The organism is Ezakiella coagulans (genome assembly GCF_003096635.1).
Taxonomy (GTDB): Bacteria; Bacillota; Clostridia; order Tissierellales; family Peptoniphilaceae; genus Ezakiella; species Ezakiella coagulans.
The window spans coordinates 29325-50887 of record NZ_QEKV01000003.1; the positions used below are offsets into that span (position 1 = coordinate 29325).

22 protein-coding genes and 1 riboswitch are annotated in these 21563 nt (G+C 35.7%); of the genes, 5 read left to right on the forward strand and 17 right to left on the reverse strand.

Annotated features, from left to right (window positions below):
• Positions 1–3: 3 nt before the first annotated feature.
• The 3 genes from C7381_RS03000 to map are packed head-to-tail and all read right to left on the reverse strand — an operon-like array spanning position 4 to position 2411.
• Entirely contained in the window at positions 4–327 is a 324-nt protein-coding gene (locus C7381_RS03000) for a DUF1667 domain-containing protein (protein ID WP_245893722.1), read from the reverse strand.
• Positions 317–1660 (reverse strand): MATE family efflux transporter, encoded by a 1344-nt coding sequence (locus C7381_RS03005; RefSeq protein ID WP_116479830.1) that lies wholly within the window; start codon positions 1658–1660, stop codon positions 317–319. Before C7381_RS03005 ends, C7381_RS03000 begins: the two co-directional genes overlap by 11 nt.
• A complete protein-coding gene (gene map, locus C7381_RS03010) occupies positions 1653–2411 on the reverse strand; it encodes a type I methionyl aminopeptidase (protein ID WP_116479831.1) in 759 nt (252 codons plus the stop codon). The genes C7381_RS03005 and map overlap by 8 nt, the downstream gene beginning before the upstream one ends.
• Before the next feature lie 172 nt (positions 2412–2583).
• On the opposite strand from map, the gene C7381_RS03015 reads away from it, so the two are divergent.
• Both C7381_RS03015 and C7381_RS03020 read left to right on the forward strand, forming a co-directional pair.
• The gene (locus tag C7381_RS03015) at positions 2584–3216 is read left to right on the forward strand and encodes an ABC transporter ATP-binding protein (protein ID WP_116479832.1); all 633 of its coding nucleotides are present in this window, start codon (positions 2584–2586) and stop codon (positions 3214–3216) included.
• Complete coding sequence (locus tag C7381_RS03020; protein ID WP_245893703.1) at positions 3188–3985, forward strand: ABC transporter permease; 798 nt, start codon at positions 3188–3190, stop codon at positions 3983–3985. Before C7381_RS03015 ends, C7381_RS03020 begins: the two co-directional genes overlap by 29 nt.
• A gap of 36 nt (positions 3986–4021) precedes the next feature.
• On the opposite strand, the gene C7381_RS03025 is transcribed toward C7381_RS03020, so the two are convergent.
• From C7381_RS03025 to guaB, 5 genes are all read right to left on the reverse strand, one after another.
• Positions 4022–5029, reverse strand: a complete 1008-nt coding sequence (locus tag C7381_RS03025; protein ID WP_245893706.1) for a uroporphyrinogen decarboxylase family protein — start codon at positions 5027–5029, stop codon at positions 4022–4024.
• Positions 5016–5654, reverse strand: coding sequence for a cobalamin B12-binding domain-containing protein (locus C7381_RS03030; protein WP_116479835.1), 639 nt, complete (start codon positions 5652–5654; stop codon positions 5016–5018). The genes C7381_RS03025 and C7381_RS03030 overlap by 14 nt, the downstream gene beginning before the upstream one ends.
• Position 5655: 1 nt before the next feature.
• A complete protein-coding gene (locus tag C7381_RS03035) occupies positions 5656–6237 on the reverse strand; it encodes a hypothetical protein (protein WP_116479836.1) in 582 nt (193 codons plus the stop codon).
• A gap of 94 nt (positions 6238–6331) precedes the next feature.
• Positions 6332–8350, reverse strand: a complete 2019-nt coding sequence (locus C7381_RS03040) for a heavy metal translocating P-type ATPase (protein WP_116479837.1) — start codon at positions 8348–8350, stop codon at positions 6332–6334.
• Positions 8351–8594: 244 nt separating this feature from the next.
• On the reverse strand, positions 8595–10052 hold the full coding sequence (guaB, locus tag C7381_RS03045; protein WP_116479838.1) for an IMP dehydrogenase: 1458 nt from the start codon (positions 10050–10052) through the stop codon (positions 8595–8597).
• Between the two features lie 228 nt (positions 10053–10280).
• Here guaB and C7381_RS03050 point away from each other — a divergent pair, with 228 nt between their 5' ends.
• From C7381_RS03050 to metK, 3 genes are all read left to right on the forward strand, one after another.
• Entirely contained in the window at positions 10281–10613 is a 333-nt protein-coding gene (locus tag C7381_RS03050; RefSeq protein WP_116479839.1) for a hypothetical protein, read from the forward strand.
• Between the two features lie 16 nt (positions 10614–10629).
• Positions 10630–11808 (forward strand): cation:proton antiporter, encoded by a 1179-nt coding sequence (locus C7381_RS03055; RefSeq protein WP_116479840.1) that lies wholly within the window; start codon positions 10630–10632, stop codon positions 11806–11808.
• A 37-nt stretch (positions 11809–11845) separates the two neighbouring features.
• A riboswitch (SAM riboswitch) is annotated at positions 11846–11935 on the forward strand.
• 81 nt (positions 11936–12016) lie between these two features.
• Entirely contained in the window at positions 12017–13189 is a 1173-nt protein-coding gene (metK, locus tag C7381_RS03060; protein WP_116479841.1) for a methionine adenosyltransferase, read from the forward strand.
• 162 nt (positions 13190–13351) lie between these two features.
• On the opposite strand, the gene C7381_RS03065 is transcribed toward metK, so the two are convergent.
• From C7381_RS03065 to C7381_RS03105, 9 genes are all read right to left on the reverse strand, one after another.
• Positions 13352–14476 carry a sensor histidine kinase gene (locus C7381_RS03065; RefSeq protein WP_116479842.1) on the reverse strand — a complete coding sequence of 375 codons (1125 nt, stop codon included), beginning with the start codon at positions 14474–14476 and terminating at the stop codon, positions 13352–13354.
• A gap of 4 nt (positions 14477–14480) precedes the next feature.
• Positions 14481–15146, reverse strand: coding sequence for a response regulator transcription factor (locus C7381_RS03070; RefSeq protein ID WP_116479843.1), 666 nt, complete (start codon positions 15144–15146; stop codon positions 14481–14483).
• A 33-nt stretch (positions 15147–15179) separates the two neighbouring features.
• A complete protein-coding gene (locus C7381_RS03075; protein ID WP_245893708.1) occupies positions 15180–16088 on the reverse strand; it encodes a 4Fe-4S binding protein in 909 nt (302 codons plus the stop codon).
• Complete coding sequence (locus C7381_RS03080; RefSeq protein WP_375713352.1) at positions 16081–16197, reverse strand: CD1871A family CXXC motif-containing protein; 117 nt, start codon at positions 16195–16197, stop codon at positions 16081–16083. Before C7381_RS03080 ends, C7381_RS03075 begins: the two co-directional genes overlap by 8 nt.
• A gap of 32 nt (positions 16198–16229) precedes the next feature.
• On the reverse strand, positions 16230–17399 hold the full coding sequence (locus C7381_RS03085) for a TlpA family protein disulfide reductase (RefSeq protein WP_034546012.1): 1170 nt from the start codon (positions 17397–17399) through the stop codon (positions 16230–16232).
• 219 nt (positions 17400–17618) lie between these two features.
• Positions 17619–18752, reverse strand: a complete 1134-nt coding sequence (locus C7381_RS03090; RefSeq protein WP_116479844.1) for a GNAT family N-acetyltransferase — start codon at positions 18750–18752, stop codon at positions 17619–17621.
• Positions 18753–19715, reverse strand: coding sequence for an adenylyltransferase/cytidyltransferase family protein (locus tag C7381_RS03095; protein ID WP_116479845.1), 963 nt, complete (start codon positions 19713–19715; stop codon positions 18753–18755). It abuts the gene before it with no gap.
• On the reverse strand, positions 19705–20736 hold the full coding sequence (gene mnmA / locus C7381_RS03100) for a tRNA 2-thiouridine(34) synthase MnmA (RefSeq protein WP_034546017.1): 1032 nt from the start codon (positions 20734–20736) through the stop codon (positions 19705–19707). Before mnmA ends, C7381_RS03095 begins: the two co-directional genes overlap by 11 nt.
• Positions 20736–21563 carry a DegV family protein gene (locus tag C7381_RS03105; protein WP_116479846.1) on the reverse strand — a complete coding sequence of 276 codons (828 nt, stop codon included), beginning with the start codon at positions 21561–21563 and terminating at the stop codon, positions 20736–20738. Before C7381_RS03105 ends, mnmA begins: the two co-directional genes overlap by 1 nt.

A 21563-nucleotide genomic window follows, 5' to 3' on the forward strand; every position in this document is an offset into this window, starting at 1 on the left:
CGTTTAATTTGATATTTTTCTTTGGGATATAAAATTTATCCCTGTATTTCCCAAGTTTTCTATAACAACTTTGTTTGCCACTATCGGCGGCTCAAGCGTTATACTTTTCAAAAGTTCCTTGCACTCTTCTTTTTCCGCTTCCGTAAGTTCTCTGTCCGACTTCACACTCAAGTGTCCTTTTGATGAATTTACTAAATTTACCTGTGTATAAAAAACAGATTTTTCTTCATAGTTTTTATACGACAGCCCTCTCGCACACTTGTTTCCGTAAACTTCCCCATCCTTTACAACAAGATGGCAGCCGACCGGACAGTTTTTACAAACCACTTCCAAGATGCAACCTCCTGTGCTTAAATATATTAAACCACGTGAATGAAATAGTTCCCTTTAACACGCTTGACGCACTCACAGCAATCCAAATGCCTTCGATACCGAAATACGGAATCAACAAATAGCTGAGTGGTATTCTGAGCAGATTTCCTGCAATTCCTATAAAAGAAGGCGGTTTTGTCATCGATATACCGTTAAAAGCTCCCTCTGTTACAATTTCAATACACATGAATAACTGACTGAACGAAAGAACCATCAAATACATCGCTCCATATTTTATTGCTTCTGCTTCGTGTAAAAATAACTTTATTATCGGGTATCTTGCAAAATATAAAAGCGCACTTGAGAAAATCCCGACACAAATCATTATTCTTAAACTTGTAAAATAAGCCTTGTTCGCCCTTTCATGCTTTCCGGCACCGTAATTTTGTCCAACAAAAGTCGCGTTTGCCGTACTAAAACCTCCAGCTGTCATCCACGAAATACTTTCAATTTCCGTTCCGATTGACTGACCTGCAACAGGTGCTGCACCAAAAGCATTCACCATTTTGTTAAGATACATCGAAATAAAACAGTGCATACCCGATTGAAGAGCCGGTGGAATACCAAGACTAAGAATTCTCCTTACTTTCTTCGGTTCCCATTTTTTTAAATAGTCAACTTGAGCGTACAGGAATTCGTGTTTCTTGCCAAAATATATAAACATCATAAATACGAAAAGTTGCGAAATTGTTGTTGCAAGAGCCGCGCCAAACACTCCCCAATTAAAGAAATGGATGAAAAGCGGATCAAGAATCATATTTACAAAAACTCCGATTCCATTCACAACAAAAGTAGCTCTCGAATTACCTGTCGAGTTTAAAATGACAGACATTATCGGATTCATAAACAAAAATAGAAATCCGACACTGACAGTTCTAAGATATGTGTATGCATTTTGTAAAGTGCTCGCATCTATAATATTAAAAAATGATAAAAGTTCCTTATAAAAGAAAAATACAATAGAGGAAAAAGTCAAAGCTATTATCGCATTTAATTTAACTCCGGAATTTATATAACCGTGAACTGCTTCAAAGTCTTTTTTACCAAAGTTTTGACTGACAGTAACCGCAAGTCCAACTTGTGCTATCATCGTAAAACTTTGCACTAACCACCAAAAAAGTCCACATATTCCAACCGCTGCAACAGCGGAAGTGTCGATTGTGCCAACCCAGTAGAGGTCAGTTAAATTGTATGCCATTGTTAAAAAGCTGGTTCCCATTAAAGGTATCGCCAGCTTTAACATTTTTTTGGAAATATTTCCTTCGGTTAGATCTACAACCCTAGCCATCTAAGCCCTCATCGGTCAAAATTCGCACGCCATCGCTTGTTACAGCCATTGTATGCTCATATTGACAGGAAAGCTTGCCATCCTTTGTCCTTGCCGTCCAGCCATTTTTATCCATCTTCATTTGCCATGTTCCGACATTTATCATCGGCTCAATGGTAAATACCATGCCTTCTCTCATTCTTGCTCCACGTATGCCCGTGTTATAATGGAACACTTGCGGATCTTCGTGCATTTTTCTTCCAATTCCGTGACCTATAAAGTCTTTTACAACCGAAAATCCAAACTGTGAAACATATTCTTCTATAACAACTCCGATGTCACCAAAATGAGCTCCCGGTTTTACAATTTCAATGCCTTTATACATTGCTTCTTTTGTTACATCCATCAAAAGTTTAGCTTCGTCACTGATATTTCCAACGGCATAGCTCCAGGCGGAATCGGAAAGATATCCGTCTTTATTTACAACCATGTCAATTGTAACAATATCACCGTCTTTAAGTTCTCTGTTCGATGGGAAGCCGTGGCAAATCTCATCATTAACACTTGCGCAAGTTGCAAATGGAAATCCCATATAGCCCTTTTGCTCAGGTGTTGCTCCATGTTCTTTCAAATATTTTTCTACAAATGAGTCTATTTCAAGAGTAGTTATGCCAGGAACGATAATCTTGCTCAAATTTTCATGCACTGAACGAAGAAGTCTGCCTGACTCTTTCATTCCTTCTATCATTCTAGGCGTCTTTATTGATATCATTTTATCACCTATTCCTTATAGCTAATATTATAAGATAATATTTTGGATTTTTCAACTTTTATTTATTACAAATTCTATTTAATTCGAAATATTTTATATTCGCATAAATATTTTTATATAAAACTTGAAATGATACATTCAATATTTTAAAATTATAATATGAGGTGATAATTTGTTTAAATTAAAGGATATAAAATTTAAAAATATTCTCGATATAGAAAATCTTGAAATACACGAAAATGTCGTGACCATTGTTAAGGGCGAAAGTGGTTCGGGAAAATCCACAATGCTTAAACTTTTAAATAATATAATCTCTCCGGACAGCGGCGTCGTTATGTACAATGGAGTCGACGTGAACGATATAAATCCTATAACTCTTCGAAGAGATGTCATAATGCAATCGCAATTTCCAAATATTTTTCCCGGAAATGTGAGAGAAAATTTAAATATCATTTTTACTTTACGCGGAGAAGAAGGACTTGACGACGAAAAACTTTTAAAAGCTTTGGAAATTGTAAATCTTAAAAAGGATTTAACTGATGACGCACAAAATCTAAGCGGTGGAGAAAAGACAAGACTCTCAATTGCAAGGCTTTTTTTAGTTGAGCCTGAAGTTTTTCTACTTGACGAGCCGGGTGCATCTCTAGATTCAAAGACTGAAGAAATATTGATGAATAATGTTATTTCCGAAATAAAAAAACGAAACAAAACTTTGATTTTTATTTCTCACTCAGACAATCCGGAAATGATTGCCGACGAAATCATAACGATGAAGAATGGAAAGGTGCTTAGTCATGAATGTTAGCGATATAAGTTTATACAATCTTATTTATGCATTTATATTCATTGCATTAATGATTGTAATTTTTAATGTAAAAAAAATCCGACTCAGTAAAATTCTCGCATATTCTACTTTCAGAATGACCTTGCAACTTATACTCGTCGGATATATTTTGAGTTATATTTTCGATAAACCAAGTCCATATATAACTCTTTTAATTCTCGGTATAACCGAAACTTTTGCGATTTTAAATGCTATAAAGCGTTTGAAAATAAAAAACAAAATGATGAAAAAAATTACAGCTATTTCCATCATTTCAGGTTCTGTCGTTGTTATTTTTTACTTTTTGTTAGCAGTTATAAAAATAACTCCTTGGTACAATCCGCAATTTTTCATTCCTATTGCCGGAATGGTCATTGGAAATACAATGACAGGTGTTACACTTGCTATAAAGACATATATGACCGGATTTAAAGATAACAAAGAACTTGTAAACGGCAGTCTTATGATTGGCGCTTCCCCAAAAGCAGCGACACAATTTATTGCAAAAGAAGCAATTGACAATGCCCTTCTCCCGTCACTAAACAAAATGTTCGGCATGGGAATAGTATTTTTGCCGGGCATGATGACCGGTCAAATTCTTTCCGGAATAAGTCCTAACACAGCAATAATATACCAAATTGTAATTATGCTCGCCTCGTTTTCGAGTAATGCAATCAGCGTAATTTTGATTTCTGAGATTGCACACATGGCATTTTTTAACAACAGAGCACAAATTATAGACATAGAGTAAAATAAAACCCTCCGCATCAATTACGGAGGGAATTTTTTAATTTCCATAGGCTCTAAATCTGTTTTTTGTTACTCTTATAGCTTCTTTTATATTTTCATCCGGAGCATCATTCGGTGCATTGCATCCGAAAGCCATCATAAAGTTGTCATACGGCTCCATCTTATCTAAAAGTTCAGTCGTCTTTTTGTTTACTTCTTCAGGCGTTCCCTTTCCAATAAGTCTTATCGGGTCGAGATTTCCAACTAAAATTTTGTCGCTCGGAAAATGTTTTATAACCTCTTCCATATTCATTATTTGGTCAAGGCTTATTGCATCGGAGTTTGTTTCAATCATCATATCCAAAAACTTCCACGTGTCGCCGCAAATATGAAGTTGTTTCCAACAGTCAACCGAATCATATACATAATTTAATCTCGGAAGCACAAGCTCTCTGAAATTTTCAGGGCTAAGCGTTACGCTTGCAGGTTCTGCAATAGACATATATTTTACTCCCGCCTTGACAACCGCCTTTGCATATTCCCGAACAGCATTTTTTGTGTATTCCAAAATTTCGATTACAAAATCTTTATTTTTTATAATTTCGCGTAAGAGATGCGTCGCACCAGCAAGTTGAACTGCAAGTGTGAACGGTCCGAATATTGAAACATATAAAGGCTTGTCTATATTTGAGCTGATTAAGTTTTGGCTCTTCAAATTTGTAGGCATTCTTTTCAAACTATATGGGTCAGGGATTTCAAGATTTCTGATGCTTTCAGTAGTTGTGAATTTATGTTCGAGTGGACTCGGAAAATCGTAATCCGGCTTTAAAAGTTTAACCCCAAGCGATTCACTTATAATATTTCCGTCGCTCAAAGGATAGATAAAATCGCCCGGAAATTCCTCGTCTAGCCTTTCCGCCATCTTAAGTTGCGTTTCCGGTGAATTATATACCTCATAAACTTTTTTATCGACAAATTTTAAACCGTTTGTGCCCAAATCTGTCAGGAAAAATCTTCTATTTTCGCTTTTGATATATTCCATTAGAGTCATATTATGCCAATTCACGTTTCATCAACTCCTTTACAAGTTCTACAGCTTCAACTGCATTCTTTGAAAAGCCGTCAGCTTTAATTTCTTGTCTGAATTCTTCGGAAACCGGTCCGCCGCCGATGATAATAAGCGGCTTGTTTTTATTGTTGTTTAGCTTTACAACCTCCTCCATATTAGGCATTGTTGTCGTCATCATTGTGCTAAGACCAATAAAGTCCGCATTTACCTCTTCCGCTTTTTTTATAAATTCATCAGCTTTAACATTTTGTCCAAGGTCGATGACTTTAAAACCCGCAGCCCCAAACATTATCTTGACAATATTTTTTCCTATTTCGTGCAAATCCCCTTCAACAACACCGATAACAATCGTCGGTCCGTCAGACTCCATCTTGTGACTACTTTTCTCTTGGAGATAATTAATAGCCATATTTAAAGTGTCTGCACAAACAATTACTTCGGAAACATAATATTCTTCCTCTTCAAAAAGATGCGTCACTCGGAGCATTCCTTGACTCAGTGCAACATTATATATATCGTCTTCTGAAACCCCGGCATCGAGTGCTTCATCTATATAACTTAAAATATTGTCTTCATCCATCTCAACAATCGCATTTGCAATCTTTTCAATATATTCATTCATATTAAAAACTCCCTTTCATTTCGCATTTCGCTTCGCACCCCTCACACGGAGAAAATTCCTTTAAGCTCTCACTTTTTTGGAGCAGTGCTCTTATTGCCACAGATTTCACTGGATAAAGTTGGTTGTATTCGTTAATCTTAACCGTATCAAGCCCGACATTTTTGTAAATTTCTTTTTGAAAACTAACAGGATGCGTCTTTGTTCCCGGATATACATATTTTTTTACAGAAAGTCCTGATGCCTCATAAATTTCTTTCATAATATGTTTTCTGTACATATCGAGAGTTACAATCCCAACTTTGTCCAAAACCATCGCCGGAAAAGCCATCCCGCTTTCAATCAACTTTTCAATTTCTTTTTCAAAATTTTCTCCGATTGTATAGACTATGTCCGCATACATTTCATCTTCATTTAAACAATATCCATAACTTAGATTTATATATTGTTCAAAATCTTCAAGACCTTTATCAATTTTTTTCATCATAACAGGTCTCGGCTCCCTATCTTTAAATCCCAAAAATTTTATTACAGTATCCTTTTTTGCTTTTACGTCTCTTACGACCGCTTCTCTATAATCTTTCATAATACCTCTAATAATTTTATTCTATAGCCTGATTTTAGCATATTGATATAAAAAAATCAAATAAAAAGAGGTTGAAAATTCAACCTCTAAAACTCTATTTTACACATTTATTGTTGAGAAGTGCAATCATTACACATACTAAACTTAGTCCAACGTCAGCAAGAACCGCAAGATACATTCCGTTCTTTACACCAAGATAAATCGCCGTCAAAACACAAATCTTTGTTAAAAGTGACAATGCAACGATGAATTTTACATTTTTCAAAATTCTTCTCGACGCTCTTATTGCCATTGGAATTTTTCTAATGTCATCATCCATAATAACAACATCACTCGAGGTAATTGCAGCATCTGAGCCCATCTTTCCCATCGAGATTCCGACATTCGCTGCTTCAAGCACTGCGCTGTCGTTTATTCCGTCGCCGACGAAGCTCATGTGGCCGCTATCTCTTTTTTCGAGCATAAACTCAAGCTTATCCGACGGACTCATTTCCGATTTGTAGGTGCCAAATCCCAAAATATCTGAAAGAGCTTTTACCTTTGATTCATTGTCCCCAGATACAAGCACCGGTTCAATGTTTAAATCTTTAATCTCTCTAACAACATCCATTGCAGAGTCTTTAAGCTTTTCTTCAAGATAGAATTCACCAATCAAATTGTTTTCTTCTAAAAGATGAATTACAAGACTTTCCCCGCCGCCTCTGATTTCGTAGTGTTTGTTTTGGTATTTAAAATCGATTCCTGCTCCCGGAATTTCTGAAAGTTCTTCAGGTTCCGGTGCATTTTCCATTTTAAAAGCGGTTGCAATCGGATGAGTTGACCTCTTTTCTCCAATCGCCATTAAAAGTTTCAAATCTTCTTCGCTCACATCAGCCTTTTTTACAACCTTTACAAGCGACAATTTATTTTCAGTAACCGTTCCGGTTTTATCAAATCCGATTGTCTTTATATGGCTCGTAGCATCAATAAATTCAGAGCCTTTGACAAGAATACCTTGTCTTGAAAGAGACCCAAGGCCAACGGCATAGCTAAGTGGAACACCAAGCACGACCGAACATGGACATGAGGTTACCAAAAATGCAAGACTTTTTCTTATCGCATCATTGAAATCGCCCTTTGTTATAAGCGGTACAACTGCAATTAAAACTGCAAGGCCGACAACAATCGGAGTGTAAATTCTTGCAAAAACCGTCAAGAATTTTTCCTGTTTACTCTTCTTTTTCGCAGCTTCTCTTACCAAATCGTCCATTTGTTTAAGGAGTGAGTTGTCTGAATCTTTATAAACTTCAAGCGTCGCTTTTTTACCAACAACGATCGAACCCGCCGAAATAATTTCGCCTTTATTAAATATTCTAGGTTCCGATTCTCCTGTAAATGAAGATGTGTCAATTGATGCATACTCGTCAAGTAATATGGAATCAAGCGTTACCATTTCGAACGGTTCAACCTCAATTTTTGAACCGACCTTGACATCGCTTGCAGATTTTTCAACTGTCGTTCCGTCTTCAAAAACAACCCTTGCTCGTCTTTCCTTCTTAGTTACAGTGTTTCTCAAATCCTTTGTTGCACGGTCTACAGCTAAATCGGTCAAAAATTCACCTACTCTATATAGAACAATAACCGCAGCCCCTTCTCTCGCTTCACCGATTAAAACGGCGCCGATTGAAGAAACCATCATAAGAACTTGTTCATCGAGTCCATTTCCTTTCATAAGAACCTTTATTGCGTTTTTATAAACAACAAATCCGGAAATTATTAGAGATGCTATCGCGATATAATTATTTTTAAAGACAAACGATAAAATAAGAAGAGCGCCACCAAATAAAATACTTAAAAATTCAAAACTTTTAAAATCAATTTCTTCCTCTTCTTCCATAAACTCTTCCACTTCGCCCAAATCTTCTGAAGATTTTACATCCACCAAAATCACATCCGGCTCGATTGACTGAACAATCTCTAAAACTTCATTTTTCTTTAAGTCTCCGTCGACTGCCAAACTTCTGTCGATATAATTTAGAGTTGCACTTTTTACCGATTCGTGCTTATTTAGTTTGTCCTCAATCTTCCTTGCACAATTCGGACACAACTCGCCTTTTAAAATATACTCTGTCATATTGACCTCCTTAATCCAATAAAGATAATCATTTTCAAAATGATAAGTTATTGAAAAGTTTTTCAATTCTTTTTCAATTTAATATCATTATACCCATAACCGAATTAAAAGTCAACAGAAAATATATAAAATTTTAAAAAAATATAAAAATATTTTGTCATCTATCTTATATGCTTTGCAAAACAAAAAAATGGAAAGAACCGATTGATTCTTTCCAAAAATATAATATGAAACTTACTCTGTCTTATTTTGAAGACGGTGAATAGTTCGGTGATTCTTTTGTGATTGTGATGTCGTGCGGATGGCTTTCGATGAGAGATGCGCTTGTAATTTTTACATAGCGTGGTTTTACTTTGAGTTCATCGATGTCTTTGCATCCCAAATATCCCATTCCGGATTTTAGACCGCCCATGAGTTGGTAAATAACTTCGGATACTTTTCCTTTGAAGTGAACTCTTCCTTCAACTCCTTCAGGAACGTATTTCTTTACGCCTTCTTGGAAATATCTGTCCTTTGAGCCGGCGCTCATTGCTCCCAAGCTTCCCATTCCTCTGTATTCTTTGTATCTTCTTCCTTCGTAGATAACTTCTTCTCCCGGAGATTCTTCAGTTCCTGCAAGAAGACTTCCAAGCATTACAACCGAACCGCCGGCTGCAATTGCTTTTGTGATATCTCCAGAGTATTTGATTCCGCCGTCTGCAATGATAGGTCTGCCGTATTCTTTGGAAGCTTTGCTTGCATCCATAATTGCTGTTATTTGTGGAACACCGATTCCTGCAACAACACGAGTTGTACAGATAGATCCAGGTCCGATACCTACTTTAACACAGTCTGCTCCTGCTTCAAAAAGTGCACATGCTGCTTCATATGTCGCAACATTTCCTGCGATAACTTGAAGATCCGGATATGCTTTTTTAACTTTTTTGACCGATTCAATAACTCCGGCACTGTGTCCATGTGCTGTATCCAAAACAACGCAGTCAACTTTTGCTTCGACAAGTGCTTTTGCACGATCAAGCATATCAGCTGTAACGCCGATTGCAGCACCTACTAAGAGCCTGCCTTGTTCGTCTTTTGCGCTATTTGGATATTCTATGGATTTTTCAATATCTTTTATTGTAATTAAACCTTTTAATTTATAGTCATCATCAACAATTGGCAATTTTTCAATTTTGTGTTTCATCAAAATTTCTTTTGCTTCGTCCATTGTAACGCCTTCTTTAGCTGTAATAAGACGTTCTTTAGTCATGACTTCGTCGATTTTTTTTGTTAAATCATTCTCGAATCTGATGTCGCGGTTTGTGATAATGCCGATAAGCTTTCCATCTTTTTCAACTATTGGAACTCCGCTAATTTTATATGTTCTCATTAAATCGTCAGCATCTTTTAACGTATGATCTTTTGAAAGGTAGAACGGGTCTGTTATAACTCCATGTTCACTTCTTTTGACCTTGTCAACTTCATGAGCTTGTTCTTCAATGCTCATGTTTTTGTGAATGATTCCGATGCCACCTTCTCTTGCGATTGCAATTGCCATTTTTGATTCGGTGACAGTGTCCATTCCTGCGGACATAATTGGAATATTAAGTGTAATCTTGTTTGTTAGTTTTGTTTTTGTTTCGACTTCTCTCGGTAAAACGTGACTTTCTGCCGGAACAAGTAAAATGTCGTCGAAAGTCAGTGCTTCTTTGTAAAATTCCATAAACCCCTCCATGTGTATTAATAGTTAAATAGATACTATCTATTTTTAGATATAATAAAGCTACCGTAATGAGTAGCTTTTTTCTTTACTTTATTATATAACATAAAGACTTATAAAATCAAGCAATTAAATCACTATTTGTAAAAATGTGCAATATTTTTTTATTTGTAGTATAATAAGTTTAGACTTAAAGGTGCCACAATCGACACTGTATACAAGGAGGATAATATGGAAGTCTTATTTATAGTTTTAAATCATGAACAACACTTCGATGAAGTGCTCAGAGCTTTTTCTGCAGAAGGTATTCACGGCGGAACAATTTTGGAGAGTCAAGGTCTCGCTGCTACTCTTGCAGAACATTCAGAAGTCGGTTATGATTTTTTCAGAAATCTTTTAAACGGTGGAAGACCATACAACAAAACAATATTTCTAATTTTAAGTGAAGAAGAAGTCAAAAAGGCAAAAGAATGTGTAAGAAAAGTCGTAGGAAATCTCGAAAAGGAAAATGTTGGAATAATGTTTTCAATCGATGTTAAGTCATTTGAAGGCTTAACAAAATAAGGAAGGATAATTTTATATGGAATCAATTTATGCTTTAGCAGTTCTTATTGCAAGTGGCCTTATTTTTTCGCGCCTATTAGGAAAATTTAAATTTCCGGATGTTACAGGATATCTTATCGGTGGAATTTTAATAGGCCCTTCTGTTTTGGGACTGCTTTCACAAGATCAAGTAAAAGGTATGGAAGTTTTGAGTACTATCGCTCTTAGTTTTATAGCTTTTTCAATAGGCTCTGAAATGGATTTAAGAGCAATCAAAAAGATGGGCTCAAAAATTATTATTGTTACAATTTTCGAAGCATTGGGAGCATTCTTATTTGTAACAGCGTCAATGCTTTTAATATTCAAACAAGATTGGGCTTTCTCACTTGCAATCGGCTCAATTTCATGTGCAACAGCTCCGGCAGCAACTCTTATGGTCATAAGACAATACAAAGCCAAAGGACCGCTTGTAGATGTTTTAATTCCAGTTGTAGCTTTGGACGACGCAGTTTGTATCATAGCTTTCGGTATAGCTTCCTTTATGGCAAACGCTTTAATAAACGGTGAAAGTTTAAATATTGCAACGATGGTCGGAAAGCCGCTTTTGGAAATTTTAATGTCAATAGGTCTCGGTGCAGTTGCAGGTTTTATTTATTCGTTAATTGCAAAAAAAGTTAGAAACGACGGAGAAAATCTTTCCTTTACATTGGCAATGATTTTCCTCGTAACGGCAGCAGCATTGAAATTAAATTTATCAGGACTTTTAACCCTAATGGTTATGGGTGTTGTAATTACAAATGTCGGACACGTAAATAAGCGTTATCTTGACCTTGTAAACGCTATTACCCCACCTATATTTATATGTTTCTTTGTTTTATCCGGTGCAGATTTAAATCTTTCAAACCTTAAGTCCGTCGGTATCGTCGGAATCGGTTATGTTGTTTCAAGAGTAATTGGTAAATATCTCGGTTCAATGGTTTCTACTAAAATCAGTGGCTTTGACCAAAGCGTTCAAAGAAATCTCGGTCTTACTCTTGTTCCTCAAGCAGGGGTTGCTCTCGGTTTGAGTCTTATTGCCGCAAACATTATTCACGGTGATCACGGACAATATATCAGAACAATTATATTGGGTGCAACAATTGTGTATGAACTTGTAGGACCGCTTCTTGCAAAATTTGCACTTAAACGTTCAGGTTGTATAGAAGAAAACGCTTAATATTTGACAAGTAAAAAAAATAATGTTATAATTAAATTACTCATTAAGAGTGGTGGAGGGAATAGGCCCTTTGAAACCCGGCAACCCAGACGGTGCCAAATCCTACAGTTCGACTGAAAGATGAGTTTTTAAAGGACTATTTTGCAGTAGGTTTTGGATTTAACCTACTGTTTTTATTTTAATAATTTTTATGTAAAGAAGGAGAAATATGATCAGATTTCACACATCGGAAAGTGTCACAGAAGGTCACCCTGACAAAGTTTGTGACAAAATTTCAGACAGTATTTTAGACGCAATTTTATCTAAGGATAGTGAAGCAAGAGTTGCATGCGAAACATTTGCAGCAACAGGTTACATTGTAGTAGGCGGACAAATTTCAACAAAATGTTATGTTGATATTCCGTCAATTGTAAGACAAGTTTTAGCAGACATAGGATACACTCGTGCAAAATTCGGTTTTGATGCTGAAACATGCGGCGTTTTGACATCTCTCGAAGAACAAAGCCCTGACATTTGGATGGGAGTAAAAGAGTCTCTTGAATCAAAAGAAGGTGCAAAGGACGAGTTTGATGCAATCGGTGCCGGAGACCAAGGCATGATGTTCGGCTATGCTTCCGACGAAACTCCGGTTTATATGCCGCTTGCAATATTTCTAGCTCATAAGCTCACAAGAAGGCTCGCTGAAGTTAGAAAAGAGAGAATTCTCGATTACATTTTACCGGACGGAAAAGCTCAAGTTACGGTTATGTATGAAGATGACAAGCCAAAGAAAATAACTTCTCTAGTTTTATCAACTCAACACCTTCCTTCGGTCGATATCGAAACATTGAGAAGAGATGTGAAAAAAGAAGTTATTGATGCTGTAATTCCGGCTGAGCTTCTTTCAGACGATACAAAAATATATATAAACCCAACCGGTCGATTCGTTGTAGGCGGACCTAAAGGAGATGTCGGACTAACCGGAAGAAAAATTATTGTCGATACCTACGGTGGATATGCAAGACACGGCGGCGGTGCTTTCTCAGGAAAAGACCCTACAAAAGTTGACCGTTCGGCTGCTTATGCTGCAAGATATGTTGCAAAAAATGTAGTTGCCGCAGGATTTGCAAAAGAATGTGAGGTTGCTCTATCCTATGCAATAGGCGTTGCTGCTCCTACTTCAATTGATATTGATTGCAGAGGAACTGAAAAAATCGACTTAGAAGAAATCAGAAGAAAAGTTTCTGGCATTTTTGACTTACGTCCTGCAGCAATCATAAAGAACTTCGATTTGAAGAGACCGATTTATTCGCAATGCACAAACTATGGACATTTCGGTAGAGACGATTTAGATCTACCTTGGGAAAAGCTGGACAAAGTTGAGGCACTTAAGAATGCGTAATAAAAGACCGATTGATACAATGCTTTTAAGAGCACTCGCAGTTGGAGGAGTTTTGATGCTCCTCTCGGCGATACTTTATTATAAAATTTTTATAGTCGGACTAAAATAAAAGAGAATCATTTGATATGTTCAAAATTCGTACATATCAAATGATTCTCTTTTTTATTTATTATTTTTAGGAATGGTCACAATAAACTGTGTTCCAACTTTTTCTCCGTCTTTTACTTCAATCCTTCCGGAATGAAGTTCAAGTATTTTCTTTACAAGATGCAGTCCAAGTCCAACGCCATTTGATTCATTCCCCGCTCTTCTCTCACGATAAAAAGCTTCGAAAATCTTTTTCTTCTCAGACTCTATTCCACATCCCGAATCTTCAATCTTTATAATAACATCATCCATATTTTCTTTTATCAAAATATTAATATAACCACCGTCAACATTATACTTTATAGCGTTTTCAAGTAGATTATAAAACACCCTATACATAAGTAAATCCGAGCCAATTATTTGTGGATTGTCCCCTTCCTCACTAACGCTTAGATGCTTCTCGTCTATATAAATCGAAAGATCCATTATAACTTCATCAATCAAATCATAAATATTTATCTCATCTTTTCTCTCAATGGTTTGACTTTCTTGGATTTGAAGCAACATTTGAACCATGTGCGACATCCGGTCGTTGTATTCAGTGACCGATGCCAACATTTTTTTGTAGTCCTCTATGCTGTTGTTTTCATTTTTCTTAAAAACATCTATTTTGGTCTTTAAAACAGCAAGAGGTGTTCTGAGCTCATGTGCCGCATTTTGCAAAAAACTCTTCTCCTCACCGAAAAGACGCGAAAGCCTTATTATCATATCATTAAAAGAAATCGTGATTTCTTCAATCTCGTCGCCAGTTTCCTTTACCTCGATTTGATTAGAAAGATTTTGAACATTTACCTCTTTCATTCTGTTTTTTAAATCAGTTATCGGTTCCAAAAATCTTTCAACGAGTTTATATGTTACAAAACCTGCAATAACTACAACTAACACTGTTATTCCAAAGCTTTTCAGCCAAAATAGACTCTTTCCGTTGTAAAATATAGAAGAAAGATCCGGAACAATCATGATCGCCCCTTTAAGTTCCTTGGGCTCTATATTGTCCATATTATCCATTACTGCTTTTTGTATTTTATTCATCTCGCTCACAGTTGTAATGCCGAGCAGAATATAAATAACAAATGAAGTTACCGCAACTATACTCGAGGATAAAATTGTAAGTTTCCATTTTAAACTTAATTTTTTCATATCACTATTTTAAAATATAACCTTGCCCTACTTTGTTCACTATTGGATCATGTCCCATCTTTTCACGTAATTTTTTTCTAAGAGCGGAAATATGCACTCTTATTGAATTTGAAAATTCATTTACTTCATTATTCCAAACATGCTCGATAATCTCTTCTTGGCTCACGACTCGCTCTTGATTTAAAAGCAAATATTCCAAAATTCCCATTTCTTTCTTTGTCAAAAATATTTCTTCATTGTTGTAATGAAGCCTTCTTGTTTTCGTATCCATTTCAAGTCCATCAAATGAAAGATAAATGCTCTTTTGCTCAAATTTTCTTCTTGTAAGACTTCTAATTCTTGCCTCAAGCTCGCTAAAATCAAATGGCTTTGTTAGATAGTCATTTGCTCCTCTGTCAAGACCTTCAACTTTATCCTCTGTTTGAACTCTTGCAGATAAAATTAAAATCGGAACCAGTGCATTTTGACTACGAACAGATTTTAAAATATCCATTCCGTCCATATCGGGCAGCGTCAAATCGAGAAGTATCAAATCATAAGTCTCAATAGTAGCCATTTCTTCACCATCTAAGCCGTTGTAGCAAGCATCAACTTCATATCCGTCAAGAATAAGTCCTTCTTTTATTGAATCACATAGTTCTTTTTCGTCTTCAATCACTAGAATTCGCATATCTCACCTCTATTCATTATACCAATAAAAAAATTATTTTTCCACTTGTGCAGTCATTTGTTTATTTGCTTCTAGACATTCTTCTTTTGTTCTAAATCCGCAAGAGATTGCTCCTGTCGGACAAATGTTTTTGCACTTTCCGCACCTTATACACTCAAGCGAATTTGCATTTTGAACCGGGTCAACCTGCATGTTGCAACATTTTCTACAAAGACCACACTTTATACACTTGTGTGAATCAACTCTGTATTTAAAAACGGAAATAGGATTGAAAAATGAATATATAGCTCCAAGCGGACAAATGTACTTGCAAAACGGTCTATAAATTATGACCGACAAAATTAAAAGCACTATTAAAATTGTGTTTTTCCATAAGTATAAAAATCCGATTGCCCCGCGCATCGACTTATTTAAAAGAACTAGTGGCAATCCTCCCTCAAGTGTTCCAACAGGACAAATAAGTTTGCAGAAAAACGGCGAACCTTGTCCCAACACGTCAACCACAAACATCGGAAGTATGATTACAAAAAGTCCAAGTATGATGTATTTAAGTTTTCTTAGTTTCTTATCGTATTTAAATGTTCCGATTTTTTTAAAGAATGGAATTTTATAAAGCAAATCCTGAACAAGTCCGAACGGACAGAGATATCCACAGACAAATCTACCAAGCATTGCACCTATAAAAATTAAAAATCCGACAACATAAAACGAAAACTTATACTTATAACTTCCAATGACCGCTTGAAGTGCACCAATAGGACAAGCGCCCTTTGCGCCCGGACAAGAATAGCAGTTCATGCCCGGAACGCAAAGTTTTTTCATATCGCCCGTATATATGTTTCCTTTAAAAAAGCCCTTGAAATTGCTGTTTGTTGCAAGCGCCCACGCACTTTGAAACAAATGTCTTTTGTATTCTTTACTTTTTTTCTTTAACTTATCCAATTCCAATACACTCCATACAAATCTTTACTGCTTTTTGTAAAACAGTTAGAGCTTCTCCACGATACACACCAATTATCATAAATATTATTCCGATAATTGAAACGGCAATTGAAAAGCTCTTTTTTCGAGTAATAGTCTTCACTATTTGCCTCCGTTTACTTGCGCCAATTTTTCTTCAACGATTTTCTTCCAGCCTTCGTAATCGTGGCTTCCACTTATAGCATCGCCCACAATTTTTCCTTCTTTATCGACAAAGAATGTTTCAGGAAGTGCGTAAATGCCTTCAAGTCTACCGTTCATCATTGTCTTGTCAGGTTTAATCAAATCGTATGTGATACCGAGTTTATTTTTTAACGCATGAGATTTTTCCATTGCTTCTTTATTTTCACCCGATGCATCGACTGTATCCATGATAACGCCAGCAATATTTAATCCCTTGTCTTTGTATTCTTCATAAATCTTTTCCAAATCAGGAATTTCTTGAATACATGCAGTGCACCATGTTGCAAATACATTAACTAAAGTCAAATCAGCTTTTTTAATATTTTCATCTCCAAATTTTTCACCATCAAGATTTTCTGTATCAAGCGGTAAAATTGAGCTGCCGTTCATATCTTTCTTTGGTGGATCAAATGCTGACATACCGTTAAATTTGCCTTTTTCAATCACTTCAAATTCGCTGTCCAAAAGTGCATCTTGAAGTTCCTTATCGGATGAAGTGTTTATACCTTGATAATAAAGATATTCCCCATCTTTTGATTCGCCGAACTTTCTGTTGTTGTCACACTTAGTTGTTTCTCCAATTTTATCTTCCAAAGCCTTTTCATAAACACCGATTGAGCCAATCTTTTCGAGACTATTCACCCAATTCATGTATTCGTCGCCCATCTTGCCGACTTCTGTTTCTCTTTGCTCGTCAGTCAATTTGTAAAAATCAAATTGCGCATAAGAAATATCTGTGTAACCGTCTTTAAGCATTTCATTGCAAAGCATAACCATTTCTTTGTTGTTAAGAGCCTTCTTGATTCTTTCTGAAAGTTTGAATTTAAGACCCATTGTTTCCATAATATATTCATCCATAACCGGATATGATGAATCACTTGCCTTTATTTTTTGATTCATAGCGTCTTTTGAAACTTCCATAGAAGTTCCATTTTCGTCTGCTACAACAGCCTTTGAATCTTCTACATTCCCTTCCGTTGCAGTGCCCTCTTGACCTTTTTGGTCATTACCTTTTGTGCAAGCGAACATAAATAATGTCATTGCCAAAATTAAAAATGTTAATAAATCTTTTTTAAAACTTGTTTTCATAAGAAATCCTCCTTTATCTTATAGGCCTATCATAGCAGATGGGATATAAAGATAGTGTTAAGATTTAAAAATTTTTTTATTATTTTTTGTTATCTTATAGAGCTCTATTTTTTAACGTTCTATTATTATATTTAAAATAACTGTTAAAATAAAATTAAATAAACTCATAAAAAACCACGATATATTTCAATCGCGGTTCATTTTTTACAAATCTATATTCTATAAATCAATTTCATAGACTCTATATGTCTTTGAAAGTTCTCCACCCACTTTAAGTATGTCGTTAATCATCGGTACATTGTAATCCCATATTGTGCTTCCTTCGACTTCTGTGTAACCCTTTTCAATTGCTGTTCTAAGTGTCTTCAAATACATAGCTTGTGTTACACCCTTATTTCTATATTCCGGAATAACAAACAAAACAAACACTCTTAAACGGTTGATTTTATTTTTATAATATAAATACTTAATAATACCTGGTAAATTCATCTTACCGTTCATATGTTTAATAATTTGGTTGTAATCCGGCATCGTTATATTAAAAGCTATTGGCTCATCATTTTCATTTCTTGCGATATAAATGAGATCCGAATCCGCATAAGGTCTTAGTGCCGATACAATATCGTCTATTTCTTCGTCAGATGGTGGCATCAAATCTTGCCAATCTTCATTTTTAGGCATTCCGATTTTCATAACATTACTAATGTCACGAGCGTCTTTTTTTATTCCCTCTTTATCAAGATTTATTTTGTCAAGCCTAAACTTATATTTTTTCATCGCATACGGAATAACGCGTTCATATCTTTCAATCATACTATCAGTAGGCTTTGCTGAAAATGCAAAACAGTCGTGATATTTTTTAAATCCGTAATAAACTATATGATCATTGTAATATGATTTGTTATAGACATTTTGAATATATGGATAATCATCAAAATTATCCAACAAAAATCCTCTGTTGTCATCACCGCCGGGAAGACTCATCGGTCCTTTAAGTTTATTTGCTCCATGATTCTTTGCCCAGGCAGCAGCTGTATCGTAAAGTGCTTTTGAAACTTCCTTGTCATCGATCGACTCGAATTGTGAGAAATACGCATCCTTTAGATTGTGATATTCATTTAATTCTTCATTTATACCAACTAAAATTCTGCCTACCGCTTCGCCATCTTTTAATGCAATAAACATCTTGCTATCCCCTACTTTATTGACAGCGGTTGTCTTTCCGGTTATATATTTTTTATAATCTCCCCTTAAAGGCTTTATATAATAATCCTTATCGTCATATATCTTATCCGTAATGTCAATAAACAAATCTATATCTTTGTCTGTAACAACCTCTCTAATTTCTATCATCTACTTCACCCCCTTCTGTAAAATTTCAATTGTAGTCCTAGGTAAATATTTTTCTACCTCTTCAATATTACTTAAATGTTCCCTCACGAAAGATGCAGAAATCGGGACCCCATCTATTTCTTTTCTTGGAACAACTCTAATTTTTAAATTTGTATTTTTCGCTCTTTCAATCAGTGCTTCATTGTATGAACTTGTTAGTTCATCCGAGGGTTCTTCGCCAACATATCTAACCTTTAACCCTAAATCTTTTGCAATTCTGCCAACAAAAAGGTCCGCATCAAGCTTTGCAAACTCCTTTGAGTGATCGTCACTTTTCTTCAAAAAATAGCTTGGAAAAGTAGTTTCCGATATTATAAATTTACCTCCCGGAGCTACTTGTAGCCAAATATCTTCAAGCCCCTTCTCAACCATCTTATATCTAGTTTTAAAATCAAACAAACTCTTTTCTTCTTCAACCACAAAAACTATAATATTTGTAATCTCATTAGCTGCAGTTTGAGCGAGATATCTATGCCCCTTCGTAAAAGGATTTGCATTCATAACAATACAGCCGTTGAAATCCCCAAGCTCCCTAATGCTTTGAATCCAATCCTCATAGGCTTTTATATTATCAGTCAGAAGAAGCATCTTATCTGTAGACGCAAGTTCTGTATAAAAAAGTGAAGTAAATACATTTTTATATTCAGGCTTTGTGAATATAAAAGTTTCATGAATGCCTTTCTTAAAAAGTAAATCCTTTAAAAAAGTGACTATTTTTGGAATATATCCCTCTTCTCTCTTTTCTTCAAGCACCGCAAAAAGTTTTAAAATATTTCCTTTATAGGCTCCGGTTGCAACAATTTTCCCATCTTCCCTTATCGCATAAGCCTCATCACAACCGTCAAAACTTAGATTTTCTTTTTCTAAGAAATTAATAAATTCTTCTTTTTCAAAATCCAAATCCAAATTAATTTTAGTAGGCATCAATTATCTCACCACCTGTAATAACATAATCACCGTCATAAACAACCATAGATTGTCCGACAGCAGGAGCTCTCACCCCTTCCTCAAACTCACCGATTAAATATTTTCCATCAAACTTTACTCGTGCAGGATCGCCATGTAATTTATATCGTGTCTTAACCTCATAAATCTTATCTTCAAGTAGGTTTGCATCCACCGTTTCCGGCATTTCTGCAACAACGGTCTTTTTAAAAAGATAAGACTCGTCTCCCAACGTCACTGTGTTATTATTTTTATCAATATCTATAACATATGCCCTCGCGCCAAGTGCAATATTTAGTCCTTTTCTTTGACCAACGGTATAATTAAAAGTTCCCTCATGTCTTCCAAGAATATTCCCATTTATATCAATAAAGTTCCCTTCTTTCGGAAGTTCCACCTTTTCAGAATTTAAAAAATCTCTATAATTGCTGCTAATAAAGCAAACTTCTTGAGAGTCCTTTTTGTCCATCGTTTTGATTCCTAGCTTATGAGCAAGTTCTCTAGTTTCAACTTTTGTAAAATTGCCCAATGGAAAAATCACGCGATCCAAATTTGACGCACCATACATAAAATAGGTCTGATCTTTTCTTTCATCTTTCGCTTTCTTTAGTAGATATTTTTCTCCAATTTTCCCAATATTCGCATAATGACCTGTTGCAAGCATATCATATCCATGCGAAAGTGCATAATCCATAAGAGTCCCGAATTTTAGCACGCGATTGCAAATTATACAAGGATTTGGAGTCTTTCCTGCAATATATGCGTCAATAAATGGAGCGACAACATTTTTTCTGAAATAATCTTTATATTCCACAACACTGTGGCCAAATCCCAAAGATTCCGCCACAGCTTTTGCATCCTCTACATCTTTTTTAAATTTTTCTCTCTCGGTCATCCCCGTATCAAATGTAACGCCATGGACTTCATAACCCATTTCCTGTAAGAGATAACCACATAGCGACGAATCAACTCCGCCGCTCATAGCTAATAATACTTTCATTATAAATGTAACACCAATCCGCCTTCTTCGGCATACGTAGAACTTAAACCCTTCATGCCGGTAATTTCTATAATTCTATCAGGGAAACTTTTAAGAAGCATTTCCTTTACTTCTTTTGCAGCATCAAGTGCACCCGCTTGACTTATCACAATCGCCGTCTTTAAACTCTTGTCACACAAATCCATAGCTTTATTTACTAAAGATTTTATTGAGCGTTTCAAGCCTCTTTCAATTGAAACAGGAACAATTTTCCCATCTTTCGCTTTTGCAATCATTCTAATATTTAAAACTTTTGAAAGCTTACCTGCAATCTTTGGAATTCTTCCATTCTTCGCCAGGTTTGAAAGACTTGCAAGATTTATAATCGTAACAGATCTTTGGATTAACTCCTCTGTCAAAGACACAGTTTCCTCAAAAGACTTGCCTGCCTTTATACAATCTGCAAGATTTAGAAAAACCGCCGTTTCTCCTGCAACTGCACTTCTTGAGTCAAAAACATGGACTTGTGATTCAGGATTTTCTTTCATATACATTTCTTTTGCAATCATTGCTGATTGATAAGTCCCCGAAAGCTCACCTGTTATTGTAATAATATAGACAGTATCACCTTCAAATTTTTCTAAAAAATCCTGCGGAGACGGACATGCCGTTCTAACTGCTTCTTTGGATTCCGACATGTTAAATCTAAATTCTTCAATATTTAAATTTTCATCATCAAGTATCTCATCATTGCCGATTCCGAGCTTGAAAGGTACAAATGAAACATTTAACCCATCTGTCATATCGGGATTGAGTTCACAACAAGAATCCACAACAATCTTAACCAC

Coding starts and splice junctions, on each gene's coding strand:
- C7381_RS03005 (WP_116479830.1), bottom strand. CDS start 1,660: ATGGCTAGGGTTGTAGATCTAACCGAAGGAAATATTTCCAAAAAAATG.
- map (WP_116479831.1), bottom strand. CDS start 2,411: ATGATATCAATAAAGACGCCTAGAATGATAGAAGGAATGAAAGAGTCA.
- C7381_RS03020 (WP_245893703.1), top strand. CDS start 3,188: ATGGAAAGGTGCTTAGTCATGAATGTTAGCGATATAAGTTTATACAAT.
- C7381_RS03030 (WP_116479835.1), bottom strand. CDS start 5,654: ATGAATGAATATATTGAAAAGATTGCAAATGCGATTGTTGAGATGGAT.
- C7381_RS03035 (WP_116479836.1), bottom strand. CDS start 6,237: ATGAAAGATTATAGAGAAGCGGTCGTAAGAGACGTAAAAGCAAAAAAG.
- C7381_RS03040 (WP_116479837.1), bottom strand. CDS start 8,350: ATGACAGAGTATATTTTAAAAGGCGAGTTGTGTCCGAATTGTGCAAGG.
- guaB (WP_116479838.1), bottom strand. CDS start 10,052: ATGGAATTTTACAAAGAAGCACTGACTTTCGACGACATTTTACTTGTT.
- C7381_RS03050 (WP_116479839.1), top strand. CDS start 10,281: ATGGAAGTCTTATTTATAGTTTTAAATCATGAACAACACTTCGATGAA.
- C7381_RS03055 (WP_116479840.1), top strand. CDS start 10,630: ATGGAATCAATTTATGCTTTAGCAGTTCTTATTGCAAGTGGCCTTATT.
- metK (WP_116479841.1), top strand. CDS start 12,017: ATGATCAGATTTCACACATCGGAAAGTGTCACAGAAGGTCACCCTGAC.
- C7381_RS03065 (WP_116479842.1), bottom strand. CDS start 14,476: ATGAAAAAATTAAGTTTAAAATGGAAACTTACAATTTTATCCTCGAGT.
- C7381_RS03070 (WP_116479843.1), bottom strand. CDS start 15,146: ATGCGAATTCTAGTGATTGAAGACGAAAAAGAACTATGTGATTCAATA.
- C7381_RS03085 (WP_034546012.1), bottom strand. CDS start 17,399: ATGAAAACAAGTTTTAAAAAAGATTTATTAACATTTTTAATTTTGGCA.
- C7381_RS03090 (WP_116479844.1), bottom strand. CDS start 18,752: ATGATAGAAATTAGAGAGGTTGTTACAGACAAAGATATAGATTTGTTT.
- C7381_RS03095 (WP_116479845.1), bottom strand. CDS start 19,715: ATGCCTACTAAAATTAATTTGGATTTGGATTTTGAAAAAGAAGAATTT.
- mnmA (WP_034546017.1), bottom strand. CDS start 20,736: ATGAAAGTATTATTAGCTATGAGCGGCGGAGTTGATTCGTCGCTATGT.